Annotated in this window: 12 protein-coding genes; 6 read left to right on the plus strand and 6 right to left on the minus strand. The window is 68.0% G+C overall.

From position 1 onward, the window contains the following. Nucleotides 1-92: 92 nt before the first annotated feature. Nucleotides 93-1,040 carry a 50S ribosomal protein L11 methyltransferase gene (locus C5689_RS01165; RefSeq protein WP_108915422.1) on the minus strand — a complete coding sequence of 316 codons (948 nt, stop codon included), beginning with the start codon at nucleotides 1,038-1,040 and terminating at the stop codon, nucleotides 93-95. A gap of 79 nt (nucleotides 1,041-1,119) precedes the next feature. Further along, nucleotides 1,120-1,359 (minus strand): FmdB family zinc ribbon protein, encoded by a 240-nt coding sequence (locus C5689_RS01170; protein ID WP_108915423.1) that lies wholly within the window; start codon nucleotides 1,357-1,359, stop codon nucleotides 1,120-1,122. A gap of 163 nt (nucleotides 1,360-1,522) precedes the next feature. Between C5689_RS01170 and C5689_RS01175 the strand changes: the two genes are divergently transcribed. Then, the gene (locus C5689_RS01175) at nucleotides 1,523-2,728 is read left to right on the plus strand and encodes a GNAT family N-acetyltransferase (protein ID WP_108915424.1); all 1,206 of its coding nucleotides are present in this window, start codon (nucleotides 1,523-1,525) and stop codon (nucleotides 2,726-2,728) included. 1 nt (nucleotide 2,729) lies between these two features. On the opposite strand, the gene C5689_RS18450 is transcribed toward C5689_RS01175, so the two are convergent. Further along, nucleotides 2,730-2,897 (minus strand): hypothetical protein, encoded by a 168-nt coding sequence (locus C5689_RS18450; protein WP_166141340.1) that lies wholly within the window; start codon nucleotides 2,895-2,897, stop codon nucleotides 2,730-2,732. Nucleotides 2,898-3,060: 163 nt separating this feature from the next. Here C5689_RS18450 and C5689_RS01180 point away from each other — a divergent pair, with 163 nt between their 5' ends. Both C5689_RS01180 and C5689_RS01185 read left to right on the plus strand, forming a co-directional pair. Continuing rightward, nucleotides 3,061-3,375, plus strand: coding sequence for a hypothetical protein (locus C5689_RS01180; RefSeq protein WP_108915613.1), 315 nt, complete (start codon nucleotides 3,061-3,063; stop codon nucleotides 3,373-3,375). 108 nt (nucleotides 3,376-3,483) lie between these two features. Then, nucleotides 3,484-4,275: an NAD kinase gene (locus C5689_RS01185; RefSeq protein WP_108915425.1), complete on the plus strand. Its 792-nt coding sequence runs from the start codon at nucleotides 3,484-3,486 to the stop codon at nucleotides 4,273-4,275. A gap of 32 nt (nucleotides 4,276-4,307) precedes the next feature. Here the strand turns inward: C5689_RS01185 and C5689_RS01190 are convergent, their stop codons facing one another. Beyond that, a complete protein-coding gene (locus C5689_RS01190; RefSeq protein ID WP_108915426.1) occupies nucleotides 4,308-5,504 on the minus strand; it encodes a DUF2336 domain-containing protein in 1,197 nt (398 codons plus the stop codon). A gap of 149 nt (nucleotides 5,505-5,653) precedes the next feature. On the opposite strand from C5689_RS01190, the gene C5689_RS01195 reads away from it, so the two are divergent. From C5689_RS01195 to C5689_RS01205, 3 genes are all read left to right on the plus strand, one after another. Further along, nucleotides 5,654-6,388 (plus strand): aldolase/citrate lyase family protein, encoded by a 735-nt coding sequence (locus C5689_RS01195; RefSeq protein ID WP_244594525.1) that lies wholly within the window; start codon nucleotides 5,654-5,656, stop codon nucleotides 6,386-6,388. Between the two features lie 182 nt (nucleotides 6,389-6,570). Continuing rightward, nucleotides 6,571-9,036: a YfhO family protein gene (locus tag C5689_RS01200; RefSeq protein ID WP_108915614.1), complete on the plus strand. Its 2,466-nt coding sequence runs from the start codon at nucleotides 6,571-6,573 to the stop codon at nucleotides 9,034-9,036. Nucleotides 9,037-9,106: 70 nt separating this feature from the next. Then, the gene (locus tag C5689_RS01205) at nucleotides 9,107-10,051 is read left to right on the plus strand and encodes a hypothetical protein (RefSeq protein WP_108915615.1); all 945 of its coding nucleotides are present in this window, start codon (nucleotides 9,107-9,109) and stop codon (nucleotides 10,049-10,051) included. A gap of 114 nt (nucleotides 10,052-10,165) precedes the next feature. On the opposite strand, the gene C5689_RS01210 is transcribed toward C5689_RS01205, so the two are convergent. Both C5689_RS01210 and C5689_RS01215 read right to left on the minus strand, forming a co-directional pair. Beyond that, nucleotides 10,166-11,170 (minus strand): TorF family putative porin, encoded by a 1,005-nt coding sequence (locus tag C5689_RS01210; RefSeq protein WP_108915428.1) that lies wholly within the window; start codon nucleotides 11,168-11,170, stop codon nucleotides 10,166-10,168. A gap of 311 nt (nucleotides 11,171-11,481) precedes the next feature. Beyond that, nucleotides 11,482-18,843: an apolipoprotein A-IV repeat region-like domain-containing protein gene (locus tag C5689_RS01215; RefSeq protein WP_108915429.1), complete on the minus strand. Its 7,362-nt coding sequence runs from the start codon at nucleotides 18,841-18,843 to the stop codon at nucleotides 11,482-11,484. Between the last annotated feature and the right edge of the window lie 263 nt (nucleotides 18,844-19,106).

The raw sequence follows: 19,106 nt of genomic DNA on the forward strand, positions 1-19,106 counted from the left end.
CCAATTTTCTGCCTTTCGTTCCGCTCGGCATGGCGCTGCTCGTTGCGCTCGGCAAGGTCGTCGAGACCAAGGCGGCGGGGGGCCCCTTCGTCTCAGTCGTCGTCTTCGTCATCGGGCAGGCGCCAATCCGGCCGGGGCGCGGCGCCGCCGCTGCGCAGCAGCAGGGTCGCCCAGCCGTCTATGTCGCGGCGCTTCGCCAGCGAAAAGCCCTGCGCGCGATAGGCCGAGAGCACGCCCGGCACATCGCGCGCCAGCAGGCCGGAGAGCACGAGCTCGGCCACAGGCGCGGCGACGGCGGCGATCTTGGGCGCGAGCAGGCGCAGCGGCTTGGCGAGAATATTGGCGAAGATCAGATCATATCGCGCGGGCGCCAGCGCCGGATGGCGCACGCCCACGGCGACGACCGGACGCACCAGATCGCCGACGCCGTTGAAGCGCGCGTTGACGCCCGCCGTCTCCACCGCCACCGGATCGATATCGCCGCAGGCGATGGGCTGTCGCAGCAGGCGCGCGGCGGCGATGGCGAGCACGCCGGTGCCGGTCCCCACATCCAGCACATTCTGCGGGCGCCGCTGCTTGCAGATTTCCGCCAGCGTCAGCAGGCAGCCGAGCGTGGTGCCGTGATGGCCGGTGCCGAAGGCCAGCGCCGCCTCTATCTCTATGCCGATGTCGCTAGAGCGCACACGGCCGCGATCATGCGAGCCATGGACCAGGAATCGCCCGGCGCGCACCGGCCGCAGCCCCTCGAGCGAGGCGCCGACCCAGTCCTTCTGCGAAATCTCGAAAAATTGCGCGGCCGCGGCCGCCTCCGGGCCCGCGGCGGCCTCGATCAGCGCGCGGATCTGCGCTTCGTCGGGCGGATCGCCGAAATAGACTTCGACGGCCCAGCTTTTCTCGTCCGGCTCCTCGAAAGCCGTGGCCGCGGTCTCGGCCGGGTCGAAGGTCTCGACCACGAGATCGGCGATGGCGCGCGCGGATGTTTGGTCGCAGACGAGGCGCAGGCCGTGGCTGGCGCAATTGGGGGGAAGTCCTTCGAGCATGAGCGCGCTTAGCACGCCCACACGGCGGCGTCATCCCGCCCTCTGGCGGAGCGCCGGAGGCTCCGCTCGGCGGGCGCTGTCAGCTCTTCGGCTTCGCCTGAATTTCCTTCTTGCTGAAATTGGACAGCTCGCCCTCGGCGGCGGCCGCCTTGCGCCAGGATTTGGCGATGGCGGGATATTTGATCTCGACGCAGATTTTGGCGACCTGCTGCTCCAGCTTCTCGCTTCCGCAAGACGGACAGACGGGCGTGTCCGAAGCGCGGACCAGCAGTTCGAACTCCGCATGGCAGTCTCGGCATTCATAGGAGTAGAGCGGCATTAGTTCCCTCGTCCATTCCTCTCATCGGCGGATAGGCGCCTATTTTTGAAGCAATAACCGTACCGGAGCAGGGCGGACAAAAAGCCGATTGGAACGTCTTTCGCTTCGCGTAGAGTGTGCAGCTCTCTGCAAAATCGCGGGCGCCATGTGTTCAGATCATAGGATGTCTTCCACTCGTCTGACGGCCCGCTTCGTCCCCTCGCTCGAGCAGATCGACGCCGCGGCCTGGGACGCGCTCGCCAATCCGCCCGGCCTCACCGCCGAGGAGGCCGGGGGCGAGCGGCACAATCCCTTTATCTCCAGCGCCTTCCTGCTGGCGCTGGAGCGCTCCAAATCGGTCGGCGGGCGCAGCGGCTGGACGCCGCTCTACACGATTCTCGAAGACGCCGAAGGCCGCCTCGTCGCGGCCGCGCCTTCCTATATGAAGATGCACAGCATGGGCGAATATGTCTTCGATTTCGGCTGGGCTCAGGCCTATGAGAACGCTGGCGGGCGCTATTATCCCAAGGTGCAGGTGGCGGTTCCCTTCACCCCGGCCACGGGGCGGCGGCTGCTCGTCGCCCGCGACGCGCCGGAGGGCGCGCTGCCGGGCCTGATCCATGCGCTGCGCGCGCTGCGCCAAGCGGCGGAGGCCTCCTCGATCCATGTCACCTTCGCGACAGAGGGCGAGGTCGGCGCGCTGGCGGCCGAGGGCTTCGCCCCGCGCGCCGGCGAGCAGTTCCATTTCTTCAACGAAAACTATCGCGATTTCGACGATTTCCTAGCCGCGCTCTCCTCGCGCAAACGCAAGACGATCAAGCGCGAGCGCCGAGACGCGCTGGGCGACGACGTCTCGATCGATCTTCTGACCGGGGCGGACATACAGCCCGCGCATTGGGAGAAATTCTACGCCTTCTATATGGACACGGGCGCGCGCAAATGGGGACGGCCCTATCTGACGCGCGATTTCTTCGATCGCATCGGCGAGACGATGGCGGACCGCATCCTCCTGGTGATGGCGCGGCGCGATGGGCATTACATCGCCGGGGCGATCAATTTTCTGGGCGACGATGCGATTTACGGCCGCAATTGGGGCGCGCTGGAGGAGCGGCCCTTCCTGCATTTCGAGGTCTGCTATTATCAGGCGATCGAATACGCCATTCGCCATGGCTACAAACGCGTGGAGGCCGGCGCGCAGGGCGAGCACAAGCTGGCGCGCGGCTATCGGCCCGTCGCCACCCATTCGGCGCATGATTTCGCCGACGCGCGGCTGCGAACCGCGGTGGTCGAGTTTCTCTCGCGCGAGAAAGTGGCCGTGGACGAGGCGATCGCCGATTATGAGGCGAGCCTGCCCTTCCGCCGCGACGAGGCGGGCGACGCCGAATCGTGAATCAGCGCGAATCCGGCGTCTTCGCCTCCGGTTCGCTCTCGGGCGCGCCGGACGATTGCGCGGCCGCCTTGCGTCGGCGCAGATTGGCCCTGAGCGCGGCGGCCAGCGCCGCGGCGTTCTTCTTGGGCGGCGGTGGCGGCTGGCGGCTTTTCTTTCCTTCCTCGGTCATAGCGGGGCTCGATCTTGCGGCTCTTTGTCGGCTTCTGCCTCTTCCTCGCGCTGATGGGCGCGGCGGAATGGCTCTGTCTCTGTTCTACGGCGACGGGCGCCAGCCGGCACAAAACTTGCTGACTTTCGTCGCGAAGTTCAATCCAGCACGAGTGACGACGACAATGCAAACGACTTTCATCAGAAATACCGACGATGGCCATAAAGTCGAAGTCATCGGTCCTTATGTCTGTGTGGACGGCAAGCCGGTCGCCGATCGCGTCGTCGAGGTCAAGGACCATCCCAATCGCTTGCGGATTCTGCACACGCTGCCCAACGCCGCCTTCATGGCCGGCCCTGTGGTGCTGACGGCCGAGGAAGCATCCCTTGTCCGCGGCGCGCTGCTGCAGGCCAAGCCCTCGCCGACCGATCCGGTCGCGATCAACGAGCAGCTCCGCAACGCCATCAATGCGCGCAACCGCGAGGCGGGCATAGAATAATCTCGCTCGTCTCGAGGGATCGCCTCCCGTTTCCTTCCGACTTCGCCGGGTGTATGGAATTCGGCCCACGCCGCCGCGAGCGCGGCCCCCGCCGAGCCAGGTCCCCCCATGTCCGAGTCCGGCGAAACGCCGAACAATTATAAAAAGCTCGCCTTCCTCTCCTCCGGCACGTCGGAGGCCGATGGAGCGCGGGCGCGGCTCGTCGCCAAATATGGCGAGGTTGCGCCGGAGGAGGCCGATTGCATCGTCGCGCTCGGCGGCGATGGCTTGATGCTGCGCACGCTGCATCGCTTCATGGGCGCCGGCAAGCCGATCTACGGAATGAATCGCGGCTCCGTCGGCTTTCTGATGAACGAGTATCGCGAGAGCGCGCTGCGCAAGCGCATCGCCGAATCCAAGCCCTCGATCATCCATCCGCTGCTGATGCGCGCGACCAACACGCATGGCGACGAATTCGCCGCCCATGCGATCAACGAGGTCTCGCTGCTGCGCCAGAGCTCGCAGATCGCCAAGCTGCGCATATTGGTGAATGGCCAGGAGCGCCTGCCCGAGCTCATCACCGATGGCGTATTGGTGGCGACGCCGGCCGGCTCCACCGCCTACAATCTCTCCGCCAATGGCCCCATATTGCCGCTCGACGCGCCTTTGATGGCGCTGACGCCCATCTCCGCCTTTCGCCCGCGGCGCTGGCGCGGCGCGCTGCTGCCGGACGCCGCCAAAGTGCGGCTGGAAGTCTTGGAGGCGGACAAGCGCCCGGTCTCCGTCGTCGCCGATCACGACGAATTTCGCGATGCGCTACAGGTCGACGTCGAGATGGATCACCGGACCGATCTCATTCTCCTGCACGACGCGGGGCACTCGCTGGAAGAGAGAATATTGCGCGAGCAGTTCGGCTATTGAGACGCGGCGGCGAGGACATCGCCACCCCACCCTCACGCCGCGACGAGCAGTTGCGCCTCCAGCGCCGCCATGTCGACGAGCGAAGCGCTCGTCAGCGCCGCAGCCGCCTCGCGGGCGTCTTCGCGCAGCGCCTCGGCCTCGAAGCGGCGCAGCAGCGCCATCAGCCGGTCCAGCTCGCCGCCCTTGATCCCGTCGCAAGAGGTCAGCACACGCTGCACCATCGCCAGCGACAGACGCGCGCCGGACGGCGCCCCCGCATAGCCGAACGCCCTCTGCGACTCCAATGCGGCGCGATAGGCCGGCAGAAGATTGGCAGGCATTCCCGCGCGCGCATAGAGCGCCGCGAAGCCGGCGCCGTCGAAATCGCGCGTCAGGCCGGCGACTTTCTCCTCGTCGAGGCCGGACAATTCGGCGAGCGTCGCCTCGAACAACGCGCGATTGCCCGAGAGCAGCGCGCGCAGAGCGAGGCTCGGCGTCAGCCGCGCCTTGCGCCGCAAATGGCCGACCAGCATTCGCACGCCTCTGCGGCCCTCGCTATCGTTCGCCGTGGCGGCGATGACGATATTGGCCTTGTCGCGCGCCTCCTGCATGATGCGACGCGTTCGCTCCGGCGACAGCCAATCGCGATCGAGCACGAAGGAGGCGAGGCTCGCGGCCGTCGCCTCGACGAGATCGACGCGCACCGCCGCCGGCAGAAAGGGGCGGGAGAGCAGCGCCTCGCGCAATTGCGCATCATCGCCGAACCGCTCGATCATGCGGCGCATGGCGAAGGCCGGCAGCTCGGCCCCCGGATTGACGGCGAGCGAAATCAACGCCTCGCAGGCGCCGATTTCGGCGATGGCCGAGGCGAGGCCGGTGGGCACATGGGCGCGCAGCGCAATGGCGCTCTGCGAAAAGACGTCGCCGACAGCCGCGCAATCGATGAGCTCGCTCTCGCCGAGCAGCGGCGAGCGCGACAGCACCATGGCCGCAATGTCCGACTGATCATTGGCCAGCGCCGAGACGATGCAATGCGGCGCGTCGGGCGCGCTGGCGAAGACCTTGGCCAGCGCGCGGCGCACCAGCGGCGACGGATCGTCGAGCAGAGCGGCGAGGACCGTCTCCGCCTCGCGCTTCATCGGCGCGTCGAGATCGCTGACGAGATAGGCGCGCGCCAAGGCGGCTGCGCCTTCCACTCTGAGGGCCGTCGGCGCGGTTTGCGCCCATTGCAGAAAATTTCTTACGATCATCGGCGCTCTGGGCTTTTCTCGACGGCGCTTCCAATGCCGAACCGGGGTCCGCTTCGGCGGGAAGCGCTCTATGTGCTCGACCGGACTTGACGCGTTCCCGTCGAGAATCGCGACTTATGGTAAATGCCCGCTTAAGATCACGGCGGCGAATGGCGGATGTATCGAAGATGCGCTCGTTTTTTCTCGTCGCGCCGCGCGAGGAGGCCTTCGCCGCCGCGCTCGCCAGCGGCGCCGACGCCATCGTCCTCGATCTTTGCGACTCTCGCGAAGCTTCGCGGAGCGGCGCTGCGGCGCTGATCCGACGTCCGCGCCCGCCCGGGCTGCGGCTCTACGCGCGCATCGCGGCGCTCGACAGCGCGGCCATCGACGCCGATCTCGCTTCCGTCGTCGGCGCGGGCGCGGATGGGATCTTTCTGCCGCAGGCCTGCGGCGGAGCGAGCGTGCAGCATGTGTCCGCCAAGCTCGCCGTGCAGGAGGCCGAATGCGGCCGCGCCGACGGCGCGACCCGCATCGTCGCTCTCGCCACGCAGACGCCGGCGGCGATCTTCGCTCTGTCCAGCTACGCCGGCGCCTCCGCCCGCCTCGAGGCGCTCGCCTTCGATGTCGAGCCGCTGCGCCGCGCGCTGGGCGTGGAGCCGCACAGCGTGGCGGCGAATGATCCGGCCTCGCCCTTCTCGGTCGCGCGCGCGCTGCTGCTGCTCGGCGCGGCGGCGGCCGGCGTCGCGGCGATCGACGCGCCTTTCGCGGCCATCGGCGATGCGGAGGGCCTCGTCGCGCAATGCCGCGCCGCGCGGCGCGACGGATTCGGCGCCAAGCTCGCTTTGGACGCCGCACAAATCCCAGCGATAAACCAGACTTTCGGCAAGGCCCCGCCTGCGCTATAGAAGGCCGCGCCCGAACGCATTCATCATGAGTTCATGAAAAGGAAATCAATCTGAGCGGGAATTCGAGCGCAGCGTCGTCGCCGAGCGACGCGCTCCCGCCCGGACATCCCGCTCTCGAGAGCGAATTGCCGTCGCGCGACGCCGCCAACGGCCGGCTCGCGATGGTTCAGACAGGTTCGAACATGTCGATCAGCGACCGCCCGCTCGGCCTATCGGGCGCCGAGGACTCCCCGCTCGCGCTCAGCGAAACGCGCCGGGCGCTCGCCGGACCGGACGCCCTCCACGCCCATATATGGGCACGCCGCGACGCCTTCGCCGCCCTCGCCGGCCTCATGCTGTTCATCGCTCTGGCGGCGGGCCTGTGGCTGGCGAGCGGCGCGGTGGTGCCCTGGGATTCGAAAAACCATTTCTATCCCATGTTCCGCTTTCTCGGCGAGGCGCTGCGCCGGGGCGACGTGCCGCTCTGGAATCCCTATCATTTCGCTGGACATCCCTCTGTCGCCGATCCGCAATCACTGATTTTCGCGCCGACCTTCTTCCTCTTCGCGCTGCTGCGTCCGGCTGCGACGATGCAGGAGTTCGATGTCTTCGTGCTGGCGCATCTTCTGATGGGCGGCGCCGGAATATTGGCGCTCTGCGCGCGGCGCGGCTTCGTCCCCACGGCCGCCGTTCTGGCGGGGATGATCTTCATGCTGGGCGGGGTCGCGGCCTCGCGGCTCCAGCATACAGGGATGATCATCTCCTACAGCTTCTTCCCGCTCGCCCTGCTGACGCTGGAGATCATGCTGGAGAAGCCGCGCCTGCTCTATGGCGTCGGTTTCGGAATTCTCGCCAGCCTGATGGCGCTCGGTCGCGATCAGGTCGCCTTTCTCTTCTGCCTCGTGCTGATCGCTCGACTGCTCTATGCGGCGGCCGTCTCCTCCCGGCCGCTGGATTATCTGCTCGGCCGCTGGCCGGCGCTGCTGGCCGCTGGCGCGACGGGCGGCGCGATCCTCGCCGTTCCCGTGCTGCTGACTCTGCAATTTCTCGCGGCCTCCAACCGGCCGGGCATCGCCTTCGGCGTCGCTGCGGCGGGCTCGCTGGCGCCCGTCAATCTCGCCACTCTGCTCGCGCCCGACATCTTCGGCTCGCTGAACAAGAGCTATGATTATTGGGGCCCCGGCTATGACACCATGGCCGCGCCGGACTGGACCGACCGCGCCATAGACTATCTCTTCATCGGCGCCGCGCCCGTCGTTCTGGGCTTCTGGCACGGGCTCGCCGGCGGGCGTATCTTCGCCAAGGAGATGCGCTTTTTTCATTACATGCTCGCCGCCGCGCTGATCTATACGCTCGGCCGCTGGACGCCGGTGTTTTCCGCCATTTATGATTTCTTTCCCGGCGTGTCGCTCTATCGCCGGCCGGCCGACGCGGCCTTCGTGCTCAACGCCGGCTTCGCGCTCAGCGCCGCCTATCTGCTGCATCGCTATGTCGCTCACGGCGCGCCGCGGCCGTTTCAGAAAATGCCGCGCGCGCTCGCCCATGGGCTTTCTGCGGCGGCCGTCGGCGCCGCCCTCGCGCTGATCCTCGGCGGGCTGGCCTTCTCCTTCGCCCATGGCCATGGCGTGGAGTCGCTCGTCGCCGTGGCCGCATCTCTCCTCGTCGCCGGCGCGGTGGCCGCGGCTCTCGTTCTCGGCGACAGATTCGCGATGCGCGGCCTCGTCGCGTTTCTGCTCGTCGCCGCCACCGGGGGCGAGCTGCTGTGGCGCAACGCCGCCGATCCGCTGAACGCAGAGCCGGCGACGCGCTATTCCATTCTCGACGACGCCTCGGCCGCCGAGCGCGGAGCCATCGCCGCGCTGCGCAAGGACATTTCCGAGCGCGCCGCCAAGGGCGAGCGTCCGCGCATCGAAATTCTGGGCCTGCCCGGCGGCTGGCAGAACGCCTCTATGATTCTCGGCCTCGAGGACACGCTCGGCTATAATCCGCTGCGCATCGCCGATTATGAGCGCGCCGTCGGGCCGGGCGACAACGCCGTCGACCCCAATCTGCGGCATTATCCGGGCACGTTCCGCGGCTATAAATGCAAGCTCGCGCGGCTGCTCGGCCTCGATTATCTGGTGCTCGGCCGCCCGCTCGCGCGTATGCCGCGGCATATGCCGCGCCCCAGCGCCTCGCCGATCTTCGTCTCCGACCAGATCTATGTCTACAAGCTCGGCCGCGCCGCGCCGCGCGCCTATTTGGCCACGCATGTGGCCGGCGTCGATTCCGACGCGGCCATCGCCGAGGACGACATCCCCGATTTCGACGGCGCCCGCGAGGCGCTGGTCGATCTGGCCGATCTGCCGCGGCTCGATCCCGCCCTCGCCGGCGCGGTCGCGGCCGGCGCGCCGGACGGACGAGCGACGATCGTCTCCTATGAGAACGACCGCATTCTGATCGATGTCGAATCGGAGCAAGATGGGCTGCTCGTCCTCCATGATCTCTATTATCCCGGCTGGGAGGCGCGCGTGGACGGCGCGCCGGCGCCGATCGTCAAGGCCAATATTCTGTTCCGCGGCGTGCCGATGGCCAAGGGCCGCCATAAGGTGGAATTCCTATTTCGGCCGTTTTCGCTCGCCAATCTCGGCTCCGCCGCCTCCACCCTGCTCGACCACCGGGAGGAGTGACAGGGCGGACGGCGGGCGTCACAATGGACGTCGAAATCGGGCGCTCGCGCCCGCCCCTCAGATGCGGCGCATGAAGTCACCAATTCTCGTCACTCTCGCAATGCTCCTCGCCGGCGGCGCGGCGGCGCAGACCCTGGCCCCGCCCGCCCAGCAGAAAGGCCGCTCCGTCAAGCCGGCCATCCCCGCGCCGGCGCCCGCGCCGACCGAGGAGGAAAAGCCCGCCGCCGGCGCGACGCTGCGCCTCTCGGCCGCGCTGACGCAAAACGACTCCTTTGCGATTCGCAGCGGCGTCGTCTGGCGCATTTTCGAAGATTCGTCGCAGCCGGACGGCGCCCGCAAGCTCGTCGCGGAATCGCGCGAGGCGAATTATACCGGGCAATTGCCGGATGGCGCCTATATCGTCCACGCCGCTTTCGGCCTCGCCGGGGCGACGCGCCGCATCGTGATCGACGGCCGCAATGTCAGCGAGCGGCTGACGCTCAACGCCGGCGGGCTGAAGCTCATCGACCTTCTGGGCGACACGCAGCTTCCGGCGCAGCGGCTCGCCATTTCGATCTATGTCCCGGAGCGGGGAAATTCCGAGGCGAAGCTGGTGCTCGCCAACGCCCGTTCGGGCGAGATCATCTCTCTGCCCGAGGGCGCCTATCATATCGTCTCGACGCTGCTCGATGTGAGCCAAGGATCGCAGGGCGACAATAATACGACCAATTCCGTCGTCACCGCCGATCTGCGCGTGCCGGCCGGCAAGGTCATCGAGGCCACGCTGCGTCACCGCGCCGCGACAATGACCTTGAAGCTGGTCAAGACGCCGGGCGGCGAGGCGCTCGCCAACACTTTTTTCTCGGTGCTGACGCCGGGCGGCGACGTCATTCGCGAATTGATCGGCGCGTTTCCGTCGCTGGCGCTGGCGGAAGGCGAATATGTCGCCATCGCGCGCCGCGAGGGCAAAACCTTTCAGACCACTTTCAAAGTGACCTCGACGCAGGATCACGACGTCGAAATATCGGCGCAGTGAGACGCGATCGGCCCCAACCTTATTCGACTCTTCGAGGCTGCGGCGCCGCCCACGCAAAAAAAAAACGGACCCGCGGGTAGCGGGTCCGTTTCGTTGCAAGGCGTCGGCGCAGTCTTACTTGAAGGTCGCCGAGCTGAAATCGACCGACAGCGACGCGACGAAGCGCGAGCCGCACCAGCTCGAGGAGCTCTGGCCGGTGAGAGTGTTCAGCGAAGCCACCAAATTGCCCGACGGGTCGGAGGTGTTGAGGAAGCAGCCCGCGCGGGTGAGGTTCGAGTCATAGTAGCGCAGGTCGAGCGTCACCACGTTCCAATTATAGGAAGCGCCGACGTTCCAGGTGTTGTAGCTGGCGAATTTGAAGCCCTTGGTGCCGAGAATGCCAGTCGACAGGAAGGCGTAGTCGGGGTCGATATAGCTGCCGCCATAGCTCGCGTCGGACATGCCGAGATAGTAATGGCCGAAGGCGCCGGAGATCGACAGGCCCGAATAATCGGTATTGGCGAAGGGAGTGACCTTCGCATTGATCTCCGAATAGAGCGAATGCGCGTTATAGCGGTTCCAATTCGGAGCATAGGCCAGCTGACCGCCGAGCGTCAGATAGTCGTTCAGCGCCCAGCTCGGCTTGAAGTAGATCTCGATATAGCTCGGATCGAAAGCCGTGGTGGGCAGAGCGGTGTAGGAATTCTTGAAGGTCGTCACCGGAATCGCGCCGCCGATGAACCACTGCTGATGGTTGCTCGGATAGGCGTAATAGACGGCGCCGAAGTCCAGCGTCAGCGGACCCCAGGTCGGACGAATGCCGGCGGAGATGTCGACCTCGGCCAGCGGGCTGGTGGCCAGCGTCACATTGGTGGCGGCGAGGCCCGTGTAGAACCAGCCATAACGCAATTCGCCATAGACGCTGCCCGCGGGGCGGTGAGCGCTATTGGAAATGCCGCGGACGATATAGTCCGACATGAATTTCGCGCCATAGGCGTAGTCGAAACCGGCCCCGAGAAAATCGACATTGGGCTCGGGCAGGGCGATCAGAGGCTTCGCCTCCGGCTTGGCCGGCTCGGCGGCAAAGGCGGGCGCTGCGAGCGCGAAGGCTGCCACGCCGGCGAGTAGAATTGATTTCATCGTCTTAGGCTCCCCGATACTGGAATCATCCTCGGTTGCGATTGTTGCGACAAAGCCCTTAGGCACTCAAGCGGAACAGGGAAGCAATTGCCTACGCCTCGAGCAAATCGGGAGAATCGACGCGTTTTCTGTGACGAGAGTGGCGAAAATGTCACATAGCTGGTCTGGAAGACGACAAATTTTGTCGAAATGGAACAAGAAATGGCGCGTTTGCGCCGGCCGCGCGTCTCGCCGACCGACGAGACACGAGATCCGCTATAGGACGAAATATCGCCGGCGCCTAACTCTTGGGCGCCGGCGGCGAAGATTCGCTACTCGAAACGACCCGCCGCATGGCCGAGCATGGTGTAGACCTTGCCGGCGTCGGAGGTGAGATAGCCGCGCGTCAGCGCGCCGTCGCGATCGTTGCGGCTGGTCTCGGCGACGAGCCGCTCGAACTCCTGGACGTAATGATCGACGGTGGCGTGGAAATCCGCGTCGACGCGATAGCGGCGGCGGATTTCCTCATAGGTCTGCTGCCCTTGCGCCGTGTAGAGCCGGCGGGTGAACAGGCCTTTTTCGCCGCGCTGGAAACGGTCCCAGAATTCGCCCACCGCGGCGTGATCGACCATACGGGCGATATCGAGCGTCAGATTGTCCAGCGCGCCGGAGGCTTTGGCTCTCCCGGGGGCGGCGCTCACGCGCGGCGCGGGCGCTTCGTCGCGCGAGGCGCGCGCCAAGAGATCGGAGAGCCAGCCGTCCTCCGTGGCGGAGGCCGCGGGCCGCACCGCGGGAGCGGGCGGCGGCGCGGGCTGAATGGCCCTCGCGCTACGCGGCGCCTCCTCGCGCGGGGCGCGGCTGGCCCAGCTCGGCTCGGGCGCGCGCGGGGCGGGAGCCGCGACCGGCGCAGCCGGGGGCGCAGGCGGAACCGGCGCGACGGCGGCCGGAGCCGGCGCTTCGAAGCCGCGCCGCGCCGGAGCGGCGGGCGCCGGAGCCGGCTCGGCGATGTCATAGGCGCGGCCCGAGCGCGCGACGATGTCGGTCAGCTCGTTGAGCGCCTTGACCTGCTCGCCGACGACGCGGCGCAGCGCGGCGGCCTGCTCGGCCGTCTCGCGCGGCAATTCCTGTGCGCCGCGTCGCAGCTCGGCGCGGGTCTGCTCCAGCTCGCTCTGAATCTGCGCGGACATGCCGCGGATCTCATTGGCCGCGGCGGCGAATTTCTCCGTCGCCCGGCCGAAGATATCGGCCAGCTCGTCATTGGCCTGCTCATAGGCCGAGCGCAGCGCCGCAGTGGTCTCCTCGCGCTCGCGAGAAGCGGCGTCGCGCACGGCGGAAAAGCGCTCGTCGACGAGATCGGCCGTCTCCTGCGTCGATTGGGCGATGAAGCCGCCGACGTCGCGGGCGCGCTCCTCGACGCGGCGGAAATTCTCCTCGACCAGGCTGGAGAAATTGGCGACCGTCTCCTCGAAATCCCTGCGCTTGTCCTCGACCAGCAGCACGAGATTTTCCAGCGAGAGGCGGCGCGCGTCGAGCGCTGCGTCGAGCTCGGACTGGCTCTGCGCCAGCCGTTCGGCGCTCTGCGTCAGGCTCTGCTGATGCGTCTCCATCGCGCCGACGACCGAGCCGGCGTCGCGCATGACGCCGCCGGACACTTCGCCGATCTGCGCGATATGCTGTCCGACCGTCTCGATCGCGCCCTGGAACTCGCGCAGCTTGCCGCCGAGCTCCCTGTCGAGATTGGCGAGATTGCCGCCGGCCGTCGAGATGATCGTCTGCAGCGAGGAATTGGTCTCGCCGAGCCGGTCGAGCACTTCGGGCAGCTCGGCGCGCAGCTTCTCATTGACGTCGAGCAGCGCGCGCACCGAACCCCCGGCGCCGTCGGCGAGAGCTTTCTTCAGCTCTTCCGCCGATTGGTCGATCGCCGCCGCCAGCTCGACGCGCTTCTCGCCGAGATGCTGCACGATGGCGGAGCCGCGGCTCTCGATCGCATGGGCGACCAGCTCGCCGACATTGGCCAATTCGCGCGTCACCTCGCCGCCGCGATCGCCGAGCGTCGTCTGGATCTGCGTGAGGCGCTGCTCCAGCGTCGAGCTGATCTCGCCGACGCGCTCGGTCAGCGCCTGGCCGAGATCGCCGGTGCGGGCGTGCAGAGTGGTGTCGAGATCGCGCCGCGCCGAGGCGAGGGTCGCGTTGATCTCCTCGATTCGGGCGTTGATCGTCTCGACGACGACGCGGCTGCGCTCGCCGATCTCGCCGGAGACCGCGTCCAGACGGCCGACGACATTGTTCTCGAAGACGCCGATGCGTCCGTCCAGCGTGCCGGCGATTTCTTCCGCGCGGCCGCCGAGCGTGGAATTGATCTCTTCCGCCTTGGAGGAGAGCGTCTCGGTGAGCTGGGTCGAGCGGGCGAGCAGCACCGCGTCGATGTCCTTGACCTTCTCGTCGAGCGAGCGAATGACCTCGCGGCCGCCCTCGCCCATGGCGCGCGCCACCTCGACGGCGTGACGGGCGAGCGTTTCCTGAAAGGCCTTGCCAGCCGAGTCGAGGCCGGAATCGACGCGCCCGACCAGCGCGTCTATGCGGTCCGCGGCCTGCCGCGTGCGGGAGTTGGAGACGGTCTCGAAGCTCTCGATCTTCGACGACATGACCGCGGCGATCTCCTCGGCGCGGGCGCCGAGCAATTCGACCAGCGCCGTGCCGTCGCCGGAAATCGTCTTGTCTATGGCCGCGAGCCGCTGGCCGACATCCTCCGACAGTCGCTGCGACTGATCGCCGATGCGCGCCGCGATCTCTTCGGCGCGTTCCGCCAGCCGATCGGCCAGCGCGCCGCCTTCCTGCACGATGGCGGCGTCGATCGCCGCCAGCCGCTCCGACAGAGCCGCCGCGAGCTGCTGCGAATGCTCGCCGATCTGCGCCGCGATCTCGCCGCCCTGATGGCGCAGCCGCTCGTCGAAAGCCGCGAGCTGCTCCTCCACCCCGCGCGTGACGCCGTCGCCGCTCGCCGCCAGCGCCGCGACCAGCGCGCCGCCGCGATCGACGATGGTGGTGTCCACCGCCGAAAGCCCTTCGGCCAGCGCCGAGGCGAGCTGTTGCGAGCGCTCGCCGATTTGCGCGGCGAGCTCGCCGCCCTGATGGCGCAGCCGCTCGTCGAAGGCCGCGAGCTGTTCCTCCACACCGCGGGCGACGCCGTCGCCGCTCGCCGCCAACGCCGCGACCAGCGCGCCGCCTTGATCGATGATGGTGGTGTCCACCGCCGACAGCCGCTCGGCCAGCGCCGCCGCGAGCTGATCGGAATGCTCGCCGATCTGCTCGGCCAACAGATTGCCGCGATTGCGCAGCGCCTCGTCGAAAGCGGCCAATTGCTCGCCGACGTCGCGGGTGAAGCCCTCGCCATTGGCGGCGATGGCCGCCACCAGCGCCGCGCCCTCGTTGACGATGGCGGAATCGACCGCGGTGAGACGCTCGGTGAGCTCCGCCGCCAGAAGCTGCGAATGCTCGCCGATCTGCGCGCTGAGCTCGCCGCCGCGATTGCGCAGCGCCTCGTCGAAGGCGGCCAATTGCTCGCCGACGTCGCGGGTGAAGCCCTCGCCATTGGCGGCGATGGCCGCCACCAGCGCCGCGCCTTCGTTGACGATGGTGGAATCGACCGCAGTGAGACGCTCGGTGAGCTCCGCCGCCAGAAGCTGGGAATGCTCGCCGATCTGCTCCGCCAGCCGCTCGGAATGGCCGCGCAAAGTCTCGTCGAGCGCGACGAGGCGCTCGGCCACATCGCGCGAGAGCCCTTCGCCGCCGGCCGCGAGAGCCGCGGCCAGCGCGCCGCCCTGATCGATCGCCATCGCCTCGAAAGCGGCGATGCGCGCGGTCAGCGCTTCCTCTATGCGCTCGCCCTGTGTGGCGATGGCGAGAGCCGCCTCGCTCGCCGTGGCGGCGAAACGCTCCTGCAGCGCGGCCGATTGCTCGGCGAGCGTCGTCGCCACATCGGCGACGCCCTGGGCGAGGCCGGCCTCGAGCGCGGCGCCGCCATCGGCGAAGGCCGCCTCGGCGCGGCTCCGCGTCTCGTCCAGCGTGCGCGAAACCTGCGCGGTCGCCTCCTCCAGCGCGTCCAGCCGTCCGACCAGCACGCCGTCGACCCATTCCGCCTGCTCGGTGACGCGGGCGACGACGTCGCCGCTCTGCCGCACGACCTGGTCCTCGAAAGCGGTGAGCCGCTCGGAGAGGACAGTGGCGATGCGATCCGAATTTTCGGCGACGCGGGCGGCGACCTCGTCGCCATGGCGCACCACCGTCTCCTCGAAGGCGGCGAGGCCCTGGGAGAGAAAGGCGCCGATCTCGTCGCCGCGCTCGACCAGCCGGGAGACGGTCTCGTCGCTGCGGCCGGCGATGCGCTCCTCGAAAGCGGCGAGCCCTTCGGCGACGGCATGGCCGATCTTCTCGCCCTGATCGAGGAAGCGCGTCGCGGTCTCCTCGCTCTGCTGGACGACCGCATCGCGGAAGGCCTCGAGCCCGCCGGCGACGGCGGCGGTCGCGCGCTCGCTCTGCTCCTCGAGCGTGGAGAGAGTCGCCTCGTGCTGCTGCGAGAGCCGATCCTCGAATGCGGCGATGCCTTCCGCCACGGCGAGGCCGATGGCGTCGCCATGAGCGGTGAGCCGCGCCGCGGCCTCCTCGCTCTGGCCGAGCACGCGCGTCTCGAATTTGGCGAGCCCTTCGGTGACGATGCCGCCGATCGAATCGCCGTGAGCGACGAGACGCTGTGCGATATCCTCGCCCTGGCCGGCGATATGCGCCTCGAAGGCCGCGAGACCTTCGGCGACGGCGGCTCCGATCGCCTCACCCTGGACGACGATGCGCTCGGCCGCCTGCTCGCTCTGGCCGAGGACGCGCTCTTCGAAAACGGCGAGGCTCTCGGAGAGGGTCGAGCCGATCGCCTCCGCATGGGCGGCGAGACGTTCCGTCGCTTCGGCGCTCTGGCCGACGACTCGCGCCTCGAAAGCCGCGAGACCTTCCGTCACCGCCGCGACGATGCCGTCGCCATGGCCGACGAGACGATCGGCGACCGCCTCGCTGTGGCCGATGACCCGCGCCTCGAAAGCCGCGACCCCCTCCGAGACCGAAAGGCCGATGCGCGCGCCTTCCTCGATGAGACGTTCGGCGGCCGAGAGGCTCTGGCCGGAAATGCGCTCCTCGAAAGCGGCGAGCCCCTCGGTGACGGCCGTCCCTATGGCGTCCGCATGGGCCGCGAGCCGCGCCGCGACATCCTCGCTCTGGCCGGCGACGCGCTCCTCGAAGGCCGCGAGACCTTCGGTGACGGCGGCGCCGATCGTATCGCCATGCGACGCCAGACGATTGGCGACATCCTCGCTATGGCCGACGACGCGCTCCTCGAAAGCGGCGAGGCCTTCCGCCACTGCGGCGCCGACGGCGTCGCCATGGAGAACGAGCCGCGCCGCCACATCCTCGCTGTGGCCGGTGACGCGCTCCTCGAAGGCCGCGACGCCCGCCGCGACGGCGGCGCCGATGGTCTCGCCCCGCGTCGAAAGACGCTCGGCCGCTTCCTCGCTGCGACCCGCCACGCGCTCCTCGAAAGCGGCGAGGCCGGCGGCGACCGCCGTGCCGATCTCCTCGCCCCGGGTGGAAAGACGCGTCGCCACTTCCTCGCTGTGGCCGATGACCCGCTCCTCGAAAGCCGCGAGGCCCTCCGCCACTGCGGCGCCGATCACCTCGCCATGGGCGGCGAGCCGCGAGACGGCATCCTCGCTTTGGCCCGCGACGCGCTCCTCGAAGACGGCGAGGCCTTCCGCCACCGTCTGGCCGAGACGCGCGCCTTCTTCGGCGAGACGCGCCGTCGCTTCGGCGCTGCGCAGCGCCACGCTCTGCTCGAATTCCGTGACGCCCTGCGTCAGCGCCGCGCCGATGCGCTCGCTCTGCTCAACGAGGCGCGTCGCGATCTCGCCGCCTTGGACAACGACATTCTCCTCGAAGGCCCCGAGACGATCGGCCAAAGTCTCGGTGACGCGGTCGCCATGCGAAGCGATGGCGGCGATCGCCTCTCCGGCCACGGCGGCGAAACGCTCGTGCAAAGCCTCGGCCTGCTCGGTGAAAGCGCCGGCGCTGTCGGCCAGAGACTGCGCGAAACGCTCGTTGAGGCCGGCCCCATGCGCCGCGAGCTCGCCACTGGCGCGCTCGCGCGTTTCCTCCAGCAATTCGGCGAGGCGGTAGCCGGCGGTCTTGAACGCCGTCTCCGTCGCCGCCACTTTATCGGCGAGCTGGGCGGCGAGATTTTCGGAGGCGGCGACGAGCGAACGCTCGATCGCGCCGCCATGCGTCTCGATCGCCTCGTCGACGCGCCCGCTCGTCTCGGCGAGACGATCGACGAAGCTCTCGCCGCGCTCGCCCACCGCCTGCACGAGATGGCCGCCGATGGAGTCGAGCCGCTCGACGACGAAGGCGCCGCGGCTCTCGAAATCGCTCGCCAGCGCCTCGCCGCGCTCCTGGAGCTTGCGGTCGGCCTCGGCTATGCCGTCGGAGAAGCGCCGCGTGACCTCCTCGGAGGCCAGATTGAGGCTGGCGGCGATCGTCTCCCCGGCGGTGGAGAGACGCAGAACCATATCCTCGCCGCGCGTCGACAGCGTGGAATTGAAGCCGTCGCCGACATGCTCCAGCGCCAGACGAATCTCCTCGCCCTTGGAGCCGAGCGCGGCGGTCACGCGGCCGCCGGCCTCGCTCACCGTCTCGGCGAGATGGGAGGAGGTCGATTGCAGCTCCGCCGACAGCGATTCGCGCGCGCCGAGCAAGGCCGTGCGGGCGTTGTCGGCGTTGACGAGAATCGCCTCGCGCTCGCGGGTCAACTCGTCGATGAGCACGCGAATGCGGCGCTCGTTCTCGGAATAGGAGCGCTCGAGATTGGACACCTCGGTGCGCACGATGATCTCGAGCTCGCTGGCCCGCGCCAGCGCGCGCTCTATGCCGTCGCCCATGGAGGCGGCTTCGCGGCGGATCGCCTGCGAGAGCGTCACCATCTGCTCGGTGGCGATGGTCTCCGGCTCGATCAGCCTAATCGCCACCTCGGCCATGGAATTGGCGACCTGCTTCATCTCATGGGCGCGGCGCGCCATCACGCCGGTCACGAAGATGAAAACGATCGGCGCCAGAAGCGCCAGCAGCGTCAGCACCGGCTTGGGCGCGAGGAAGGAGCCGTTCTCGCGATCGAGAATCTCGCCCTGATTGAAATAGACGAAGAGAGTCCACAGCGCCGCCCAGGCGGCGATGGAAAGGAAAGTGTAGCCCAGAATGGCGGTGTTGGGACGGACCTGCAACGCGGCGCGCAGCTCGCCGATCGTCTGGCGATCGTCATTGGCCGGCGCGCCGGCCGGGGCGACCGGAGGCTTGGCCGAGCCGCGAGCGGCCGCCGGCGCGGCGCCTTCCGCCGGGCGAGACGCGGCCTCGCGCCCGTCCTGGCGACGCGACGGCAAGCTGAAATTGAAGCCGGGCGCGGTCTTGCCTTCGCCCTGGCTTTGGCCCTTGCCCTTCGCCACGCCCTTGTCCGCGGGCTCGGCGCCCTTGTCGGCCTGCGACGCGGCTTTCTCGCCCGCCTCCGTCACGGCCTCGGCGCTGGACTCCAAGCCCAGATTCAACGCCTCTTCGACCGCCGACAGCGCAGCGATAGCCGCGTCCTGGGGCTTGCCCGATTTCGCCATCGTCACCTCTCCGAGCGGTCATGGTTCCGCTTTATGACGCCGCTCACCTTACTTTGCCGTTCACATCGAGCAGAAAAGATTAACCAAATATTACCGCCGTCAGCCCGCAAATGAAACGGGCGCCGGCGGCCAAACGAAATCGTCGTTAACGCGATTGGAGGAAGATGCTTCGGCTCCGGCCTGGAGCGGAGCACAACCGGCGATCTGGAGCCTGGCCGGAAAACCGAAGCAATGCTTACATTGAATTGATTCGTATGAGAATA

Source organism: Methylosinus sporium (assembly GCF_003113265.1).
Classification (GTDB): domain Bacteria; phylum Pseudomonadota; class Alphaproteobacteria; order Rhizobiales; family Beijerinckiaceae; genus Methylosinus; species Methylosinus sporium.